Annotated in this window: 9 protein-coding genes and 1 pseudogene; 8 read left to right on the forward strand and 2 right to left on the reverse strand. The window is 55.2% G+C overall.

Translation table 11 applies throughout. The annotated features are described in order from the left end of the window. Positions 1–52: 52 nt before the first annotated feature. Both rbsD and ABIB56_RS06580 read left to right on the forward strand, forming a co-directional pair. Entirely contained in the window at positions 53–436 is a 384-nt protein-coding gene (gene rbsD / locus ABIB56_RS06575) for a D-ribose pyranase (RefSeq protein WP_354568276.1), read from the forward strand. A 209-nt stretch (positions 437–645) separates the two neighbouring features. Further along, entirely contained in the window at positions 646–1,647 is a 1,002-nt protein-coding gene (locus ABIB56_RS06580) for an NAD(P)-dependent oxidoreductase (RefSeq protein ID WP_354568277.1), read from the forward strand. 32 nt (positions 1,648–1,679) lie between these two features. Here ABIB56_RS06580 and ABIB56_RS06585 read toward each other — a convergent pair whose 3' ends face one another. Continuing rightward, positions 1,680–2,399: a GntR family transcriptional regulator gene (locus tag ABIB56_RS06585; protein WP_354568278.1), complete on the reverse strand. Its 720-nt coding sequence runs from the start codon at positions 2,397–2,399 to the stop codon at positions 1,680–1,682. 225 nt (positions 2,400–2,624) lie between these two features. Between ABIB56_RS06585 and ABIB56_RS06590 the strand changes: the two genes are divergently transcribed. The 6 genes from ABIB56_RS06590 to ABIB56_RS06615 all read left to right on the forward strand — a co-directional run bounded on the left by ABIB56_RS06590 (position 2,625) and on the right by ABIB56_RS06615 (position 8,774). Continuing rightward, a complete protein-coding gene (locus ABIB56_RS06590) occupies positions 2,625–3,662 on the forward strand; it encodes a sugar ABC transporter substrate-binding protein (RefSeq protein ID WP_354568279.1) in 1,038 nt (345 codons plus the stop codon). 108 nt (positions 3,663–3,770) lie between these two features. After that, the gene (locus ABIB56_RS06595; RefSeq protein ID WP_354568280.1) at positions 3,771–5,279 is read left to right on the forward strand and encodes a sugar ABC transporter ATP-binding protein; all 1,509 of its coding nucleotides are present in this window, start codon (positions 3,771–3,773) and stop codon (positions 5,277–5,279) included. Further along, complete coding sequence (locus ABIB56_RS06600; protein ID WP_354568281.1) at positions 5,276–6,289, forward strand: ABC transporter permease; 1,014 nt, start codon at positions 5,276–5,278, stop codon at positions 6,287–6,289. Before ABIB56_RS06595 ends, ABIB56_RS06600 begins: the two co-directional genes overlap by 4 nt. 231 nt (positions 6,290–6,520) lie before the next feature. Beyond that, the gene (locus ABIB56_RS06605; protein WP_354568282.1) at positions 6,521–7,528 is read left to right on the forward strand and encodes a dihydroxyacetone kinase subunit DhaK; all 1,008 of its coding nucleotides are present in this window, start codon (positions 6,521–6,523) and stop codon (positions 7,526–7,528) included. Positions 7,529–7,530: 2 nt separating this feature from the next. Next, positions 7,531–8,184 carry a DAK2 domain-containing protein gene (locus ABIB56_RS06610; RefSeq protein WP_354568283.1) on the forward strand — a complete coding sequence of 218 codons (654 nt, stop codon included), beginning with the start codon at positions 7,531–7,533 and terminating at the stop codon, positions 8,182–8,184. 116 nt (positions 8,185–8,300) lie between these two features. Beyond that, positions 8,301–8,774 carry a heme-degrading domain-containing protein gene (locus ABIB56_RS06615; RefSeq protein WP_354568284.1) on the forward strand — a complete coding sequence of 158 codons (474 nt, stop codon included), beginning with the start codon at positions 8,301–8,303 and terminating at the stop codon, positions 8,772–8,774. A gap of 27 nt (positions 8,775–8,801) precedes the next feature. Here the strand turns inward: ABIB56_RS06615 and ABIB56_RS06620 are convergent. Beyond that, positions 8,802–8,995 (reverse strand): annotated as a pseudogene (locus tag ABIB56_RS06620) (IS5/IS1182 family transposase); the annotation flags it as partial.

An 8,995-nucleotide genomic window follows, 5' to 3' on the forward strand; every position in this document is an offset into this window, starting at 1 on the left:
GCACTTGCTTTCTTGCTTCTTTTCTTACCTATCGACTGTCGGAGGTCGCAGAATGAAAAAGGGCGGAATCTTAAACGCCGGGTTGAACAGCGCGATCAGTCGACTTGGTCATGGGGACATCGTTATCGTCGCCGACTGCGGGCTCCCGATACCTCGGGGGGTAACGGTGGTGGACCTGGCGCTTGTGCACGGTGTCCCCCGCTTCGAGCAGGTGCTCGACGCTTTACTTGGAGAAGTGGTGTTTGAGGCTTGCGTCGCAGCCACTGAGATCAGGGGAACAGAAGCTGAGAGCTGGCTGTCAGCACGATTTGGCGAAATTCAGTTCATCAGCCATGCCGATCTCAAGCAAATGGCTACCAGTGCCCGCGTGTTTATTCGGACAGGCGAGGCGACGGCGTATGCCAACGCCGCGCTGACCTGCGGCGTGCCATTCTGACTCAGCTGATGAGCATCGCTCCAGAACCGGGTCGATTCTTACAAAGAGGTCCCAGCGTGCAGTGTTCATCGGACTCGACTTGCATTTCGAGCATGACGTCAAATGGGCGATTGGGAATCTCAGTGTTTTGGTGAATTACAAAGTGCCGACGTTGGGTCGATTCTTTCGCGGTAGTCCTTATTCGTTTCGAATATCACAAATAGGTGCAGTTGTATGACATCATTTTATCGGAAAGCAAAGTATCTAGCTCATCCGATCCTGCCTATCCGGCAGAAGGACAATCGTTGTACGACAACAAGCGACATCTAATAGGAGAGACATTCATGGCGAACGCTACATTTATAGGACTCGGGACGATGGGCAGCGGGATGGCAGCCAATCTGTTAAAAAGCGGTCATTCGGTTACCTTTTGGAACCGTACTCAGAGCGCGGGCGCTGACCTTGAGAGATCGGGAGCGAAACGTGCGTCATCTATCGCCGAAGCGGTTCAAGGGGCCGAATTTGTGCTCTACTGCCTTTCTAATGACGAAGCTGTCAAAGCAGTGGTGTTCGGCGCAGACGGAATCGCAGCGAACGCTTCTTCGGACACCATCGTGATCGACCTCTCTACGATCGACACGAATACGAGTGCAGACGAAGCGGCAGAGTACTCTCGCCTCGGCATTCGCTTCCTCGACGCACCAGTCTTCGGAACACGTGGCGAGGCTGCCAGCGGAGGCTTGTGGATCGTCATCGGCGGTGATGAGGAGGTCTTTGAGTCCGCGCGTGTAGTTCTCGAGCCTCTCAGCGAAACCCTGCACTACATGGGTAAGGCTGGAAGCGGCGTGCGAATGAAATTGGTTGGGAATCTCTTGGTGGCGGCGCAGCTGGAGTCACTCGGCGAAGCACTCTCGCTCGCTAAGAAAGCTGGCCTTCGCTTGTCAGACGTACTTGGTGTCATTCATGTTGCCGATTTCCGCTCGCCCATTTACGACGGCGTGGGCGCCAATGTTCTTGCAGGGGACTATAGCCCAGACTTCGCGTTGGATCTCATGCTTAAAGATGCGAACCTCATTCGTGATTTTGCCGATCGCGTGGGTGTCCGGATTCCGGCAGCAAGCGCTACCCGTAATGTCATCCAACGCGCCGTGGAGGCCGGCTACGCCAGCGAGAATGCGTCTGCCTTCATCAAAGTGATCGCCGAGGACGCTGGCGTGGATCTTCGGGAATAATTTTGGCCGTGCAGGGCCGTTCCGTTCTGTGATTACGCTCGTCGAATGAGCGTGAAGGCGTAACGGCCCTCAATGAAGTAGGCGCGTGTGTACATCACCAATCGGTCGTTTTGGTCATACTGAAGTTGGTCGAGCAGGACATACAAACGGCGCTTATCAGCATCCGGTCCCCAGCCAACATGGCTCGATTCGATTGCGTGGATCTCTGCCACGCTCCATGTGGCGTGGACGCCCAGTTTTGTTTCAAAGTAGTGAAAGACTGAGCCCTGAAGTTCTGAGCTTTCGAAGTCTTGTGGGAACACATGCATTGGTATGAGATCGTAGGTGTATGCGACTGTCTCCCCGTCAGCGGTAACTTGGCGCCGAAGTTCCAACACATCTGTGTTACTTGGGAGGGACATTTTCTCCGCTTCGTCCAGCGTGACGGGGCGAATCGTACGTCTGCCATAAATCATGCCCGGTAACTTGCCGGATTCTCTAACTGAATCGGTGATCGAGGCGAGTCTCTCGATACCTGAGCGAATTTTCGGTCGCGACACGACAAAAGTACCGATTCCATGTTGGGTCCGGACTAGCCCCAGTACCTCGAGCTCCTTCAGCGCTGTCCGCACGGTTGGCCGGGATACGCCGTAGGTCTCCCCGAGCGCTGCCTCGGTAGGGAGTTTATCTCCCGGCTGCCACTCGCCTGCACGAATCACCGACTTGATCGACGCAGCAATTCCACCGGAAAGTCCTGGCTTTTTACCCGGCATATCTTCTCCTTGACATTTCAGACGTTGTCATACAACATAGTGCGAGTGCGGGACCGGTCCTTTTGATTCCGAGATAATAGCTGGCCAGCGGCGGTCGGATATCTGACAACCAGGATGTTCAAAGGGGCAATTAGCAGCATATAGATGCACTTTATGCGAAGAGGTTCGAGTTGTAAGGGCTAACACGCATGCACCTTTCACCAAGAAAGTTCAAAGGAGAATTAAATGCAGTTTCACAAGTGGAGCCGACCTCTAATCAAGGGTGGCATTTCTGCGGTCGCTGTCGTATTGGCGCTTTCAGGTTGCGCCTCGGTGTCAGGCACTGGCACTGGGTCCAGTGCCAAGCCCAATCATCAGATTGTCATCGGTTACGCCGGTCCAACTCTGACCAACGCGTTTTTTGTCGGCCTCAATCAAGGCATTTCCGAGGGGACAAAAAAGCTTGGCTATAAGCTCATTTCCACGAACGCAAACGGCGACGCCAGCCAGCAGTTCAATGATGCGACGAACCTGCTCAGCCGGGGAATCGATGTTCTCATCCTTAGCCCGATCGACGCGAAGGCCATCACGCCTGCCGTGAAGCAAGCCAACGCTGCGAAGATCCCAGTATTTACGCTGGACCGTGGAAGTGACGGAGGGACCATCACGTCCTTCGTTGCCAGTGATAACGTCGCGGCCGGGAAAACAGCGGCCGATTGGATTGCCAAGACGCTGACTGCAAAAAACGGCTCTGCGAAAGGTAACGTCGTCAACCTCGTGGGGCTGGTTGGAACAACTGCTGCTACGGATCGTGACAAAGGCTTCAAAGAAGGCCTTAAAGCTTATCCAGGAATCAAGATCGTTGCTGAGCAAGAAGGTGGTTTCGACCAAGAAAAATCGTTGAACGCCATGACGAACATCCTTCAGGCAAACTCTCAAATTGATGCTGTCTTCGGCGCAAACGATGACAACACCGTCGGAGCGGAGCGCGCAATTGATGGTGCGAATCGCTTCAAGCCAATTGGTGACCCTGGCCACATCGCGATCATCGGAATCGACGGCACGGCGCAGGCTCTGAGCGCAATTCGCGCAGGTAAGCAGGACGCCACCATCTCACAAAACCCAATCAAGATGGCAGAAAAGTCGCTGACTTTCGTCTCCGAGTACGTTGCGGGGAAAACTGTCCCGGCGACCTACGCCTGGCCAACCTTCTTGCTCGACTCCAAGAACATCGACGGCCCAGAGGCGAAGGCCTACGGCCTTTGGTCTGCTGAAATCAAGTAGTAAGAGTGAACTCGAGCGAGGCACTGTGATGGTGGCACCAGTTTGCGCAGGTTGAACTGGTGCCACCTCAATATTTGCAAAGGAACGCTTATGAATTCGGGGCAAGTTATGGCTGTTGAAGGTGATGTGCTGCTCGAGATGCGTGGGATCGAAAAATCCTTTCCCGGCGTTAAAGCTTTACGTGGGGTCGACCTTCAAGTTCCTGCCGGCCACGTGCTCGGGCTGGTCGGAGAAAATGGTGCCGGCAAATCGACGTTGATGAAAGTTCTATCTGGAGCCTATGACGCCGATAAAGGGGTGATTTTAGTAGAAGGGAAAGAGCTGCCAGCCGGCACCAGCGCAGCGATTAGTGCTGGCATCGCGGTGATCTACCAAGAATTGAGCTTGGTGAACGACATGAGCGTTATGGAGAACCTTTTTCTCGGTCGAGTTCCCTCGAAGGCTGGATTCCTACGGCGCGGGCTCGCTCGAGACCGAGCGCGTGAAGCTCTTTCGGAGGTGGGGCTGGCTGCAGTCGACCCAGACACTCGCGTAGGTGACTTGCCGCTGAATAAACGTCAGCTCGTCGAGTTAGCAAAGGCTCTCGTCAGGGATGCCCGGATTCTTGTCATGGATGAACCCACGGCCGCCTTACAAAGCCAGGACGTGGAAAACCTCTACAAAGTTGTCAAGGCTCTCAAGAAGCGCAATCTGGCCATTGTTCTGATCTCACACCACCTTGAAGAGGTGTTCGAACTTGCAGATTCTGCAGTGGTCATGCGGGATGGTTCCGCGGTCGCGTCGCGTCCAATCGCGGATTGGGATGAGGCCGCGATGGTGAGGGCAATGGTAGATCGAGATCTCGACGATTTCTTTCCATGGAAGGAACGGGAAATTGGTGAGATTGTCCTTGAGGTATCGGGCCTGGTCAGTGCCCCGCTTGTCCGGGATGCGAGCTTGGTAGTGCGGGCAGGAGAAATTGTCGGCGTCGGCGGCATCGCTGGGGCGGGACGTACTGACTTTTTGAAAGCAATTTCGGCCGCCGAATCATATTCAGCTGGTCAAGTACGAGTGGGAGGCAGCGCACGCAAATTGAAATCGCCTACTGACGCTCTCGCGAACGGTGTGATCTACGTGCCTGAAGACCGCAAACTGGAGGGCTTGGTTATGGAGGCATCGATAAGTGAAAACATCGCTCTATCTAACCTTCGACGAATTTCTCGGTGGGGGTTTGTAAACGCGGCCAAAAAGAAGGCTCTCGCCAACGCCGCCGTAAAGCGCTTCGGCGTAAGGACGACCAGTATCGGGCAGATGGCTGGGACGCTCTCAGGCGGCAATCAACAGAAAGTGATTTTGGGCCGAGCAACCGCCTCTCACCCTCGCATCATCCTGTTAGACGAGCCCACACGAGGCATTGATGTAGGCGCCAAGGCCGAGATTTATGGTCACATGATCACCATGGCCCGCGAAGGTGCAGCCATCGTCATGGTCTCAAGCGAGCTCCCTGAACTGCTGGGAATGAGCGACCGCGTCGTGGTCATGTTCCGCGGCCGTACGGTTGCTGATCTCCCGCGGGATCAGGCAACTTCAGAAATAGTTACGCACTGGGCCACAACGGGAATGGGATTGGAATCATGATTAGGACAACAGCGACCATTGATGAGTCGACCAAAACCACAAACGGGCGCAGGGCCTACTTAGCTACTCTCACGAGTGATCTAGGCCCACTGATTGCAGCACTAATCGCGATCTCAATAGTTCTCTCATTTTTGACTCCGAGCTTCTTGACTGCAAGCAATTTGACCAACGTAATTATCCAGACGTCAGTAATCGGTATCGCTGCTGTCGGTGGAACTTTCGTCATTATCACAGGAGGAATCGACCTATCGGTTGGGTCCGTCGTTGCACTTGCTGGGATGATCGCCGCACAGGTTATGACCGGGAAACCCGTAGATGCGGTGGCCGGTGGATTGATCGGCATCGCTGTGGCTCTCGCTGTGGGTTTGATCGTTGGAGCCGTCAACGGCGCGAGCGTCACATGGTTGCGTCTGGTCCCTTTCATCGTCACGCTCGCTACCCTCGCGTCGGTGCGGGGACTTACTCTCGCCGTGTCGGATGGAGTGACAAAGTATGGATTCCCAAAAAGTTTTGATTTCCTGGGCAGTGGCGCGATTGCCGGTATCCGTGTCCCAGTATTTGCGATGCTCTTGATGTTCGTCCTAGGGCATATCGTCCTTCGCCAGACAACCTTCGGCCACCAAGTGTTTGCAGTCGGCGGAAACCGCGAGGCGGCCCGCTTGGCTGGCATACCAGTGAAAAAAGTTTTGTTTCTCGTCTACGTTATTTCGGGCCTTTCTGCGGCCGTTGCCGGAGTGGTCCTGGCAGGTCGTCTTGACTCCGCTTTGCCCAGCGCCGCCAACGGGCTAGAGCTGCAGGTAATTGCGGGGATTGTCGTCGGCGGAACTTCCCTCGCGGGGGGCCGTGGATCAATCGTTGGAACGCTAGTTGGAGTCCTACTCATCGGCGTGATCAACAACGGCCTGACGCTTCTTGGTGTCAACCCGTTCTATACGCAGTTCATTCAAGGAGTTGTGATTTTTGCGGCCGTATTGCTGGATGCGCTGAGCCAGAGAAGACGCCGAGTTTAGCGGTGACACTCTGCGAACAGTTGTAGGCCAATTTTGGGCGAAAAGCACTTCGGATTTGCCCTCCCTTGGAATTATGAGGTTCAAATATCGATCGCAGCATTGCGGGTTGGACACATGAATTCGGGCGCGCGAGTGAAATCTGCGTTCGTCTAGAACGGGGCTTCATCCCAGAATCCGCTTCCGGACCGTCCGGAAGCCATTGGTAACGTGCCACTGAAAGGGCAACCGAACATGCAGAAAATCATTAATAATCCCGAATCATTCGTCGACGAAGTGCTCGATGGAATCCTGCTCGCTCACCCGAACAGTCTGAAGTCAGTGTCTTCAGACAACCGAGCGGTGGTTCGTGCTGACTATCCGATCGACTCCCGCGTGGGCATAGTGACAGGGGGCGGCTCGGGCCACTTGCCGCTCTTCTTAGGCTATGTAGGTAAGGGGCTGGCCAGCGGAGTGGCTGTAGGTAACGTATTCAGCTCACCGTCATCGGAACAGATCCTTGCCGCAACCAAGGGAGTTAGCGGCGGCGTCGGCGTGCTCTACCTCTACGGCAACTACGGCGGAGACGTATTCAATTTTGACCTTGCTGCCGATGAAGCTGAACTGGAGGGCATAGAGGTGCTAACAGTCATCGGGACCGACGACGTGCAATCCGCTCCTGCCGAGCGCAGCAAAGATAGACGCGGAGTTGCAGGGATCTTCTTCCTATACAAAATCGCAGGAGCCGCAGCAGAGCGCGGCGATGGGCTATCCGAAGTCGCTCGAATAGCAGCAAAGGCCAACGATCGAGTACGCACAATGGGCGTCGCGCTTTCGCCGACGATCTTGCCAGCAGCAGGGAAGCCCACCTTCACGCTTGACGAGGGCGAGATGGAAATAGGAACTGGCCTGCATGGTGAGCGGGGAGTTCACAAAGGACCCCTCGAATCCGCTGACGCAATCACCGACCGCCTAATCCAAGCGATTCTTGCCGACCTCAAATGTGCTCCCGGCTCAAGAGTGGCGGTCCTTGTAAACGGCTTGGGTGCCACTCCGCTCGAAGAGCTTTACGTCATGTACCGCCATGCAGCGAAGCTTCTTAAAGATCAGGACATCACCGTCCATCGCGCATACGTGGGAGAGTACGCCACGAGTCTTGAGATGGCGGGAGCCTCAATAAGCATTTTCGAACTCGACGACGAACTGGAGGCGCTACTCGATGCCGACGCGGCCAGCCCCTTCTTTGAACAGCACGGGGTTTGAATATGGACTCAAATACGTTCCGCGAAATCATCGGGTTAGTTTCTCAGCGTCAACCAGCCCATGAAGAGGAGCTACGAGACCTGGATGCTGCCCTGGGTGACGGTGACCTCGGAATCACAGTTTCGGCGGGTTCACGCGCTGTATGCGCTGCCCTAGAGCCGTTGACAGATGAAGCAACCTTCACTGCCATCCTGATCGCTTGTGGCAAGGCTTTCTCTGTAGCCAACCCCTCGACCTTTGCAGCACTCATCGGCGGTGGCCTTCTCGCCGCCGCGAAAAGTGCAGAAGGTAAGACCGAGCTCGGTCGCGCAGACATTCTCGAACTGGCGGATGCGCTTGCCGGTCGGATCGTCGCGCGCGGCAAGGCACAACTTGGTGACAAGACAATCCTTGATGCGCTTCTACCAAGTCTCGATACCTTCCGGAATTCATTGGATTCGCCAGAAGTTCTCAACGAGATGATCCTGATTGCACAATGCCAAATTGACGAGACCGCGAGTCTTCAATCGGCGCGCGGCCGTGCTTCTTGGGGGCAAGAACGCTCGATTGGGCACAAGGATCCGGGCGCGACCGCCTACTTACGGTTTCTCGAAGACCTCCTGATCGTGATTTCTCCTGGCACACAGCGACCAGACCTGTCTGATGTGGGCACCTAAATTCGATAAGTCTCGTTCGGTAATCGCGGGTTGGAAACTGAACAGTCGGAAGCACCGTTAGCGACATAGACCGCGACGACGGCAAAACTCATATCAAGGATTGAAAGGAAGAGCGTATGTCAGAAGTGAGCGACCATATTTCGACGGTCGAGGATCAAGAACGAGCAGTTGTATTCGTGTCCTTTGACAACGATGACGCTTGGCACCTTGGACAAAGATTTGTCTCCGTAGCTCAGGAACGTCGACTCCCGATTACCATCGACATTGCGCGAGGTGAGCAGTGTCTTTTCCATTGCGCCATGCCAGGAACCTCCGCCCACAATGACGTGTGGATTCAACGAAAGAAGAAAACAGTTCGCGAATTTGCGGCGAGTTCGTACCTCGTAGGACTTCGATACCCTATTACCGACGCACACACAATCGAGGACGCTCCCTGGATGAACTCACACGATTTCACTTCCAGTGGGGGCGGGTTTCCGATTGTAATTAAAGATTCCGGCATGCTCGGCACCGTGGCCGTATCGGGGCTGCGCCACGCTGACGACCATGCTCTTGTCTTGGAGGTCCTTCGAGAATTCATCTCCGGCTAAGAGAGTCTTAGAGATTGCGTCGATAGGTCACGGTTTGCGGGTGGGTCGTCCGATCCAGTGGTAGCGGGTCCATCCTTCTCGGATGAGTCTGCGGACGATGATGTTGGCGTTGGCGAGGGCGATGAGGGCGTCGATCACGACGGTGCGACGTTCGGTGCAGATGGCGAGTTTCTTGAACCCGCGGTTGTGCCAGGAGTTCGTGCGTTCGACCGGCCACCTGC

Origin of the sequence: Glaciihabitans sp. UYNi722 (assembly GCF_040549465.1) — a bacterium.
In the GTDB taxonomy this organism is placed as follows: domain Bacteria; phylum Actinomycetota; class Actinomycetes; order Actinomycetales; family Microbacteriaceae; genus Lacisediminihabitans.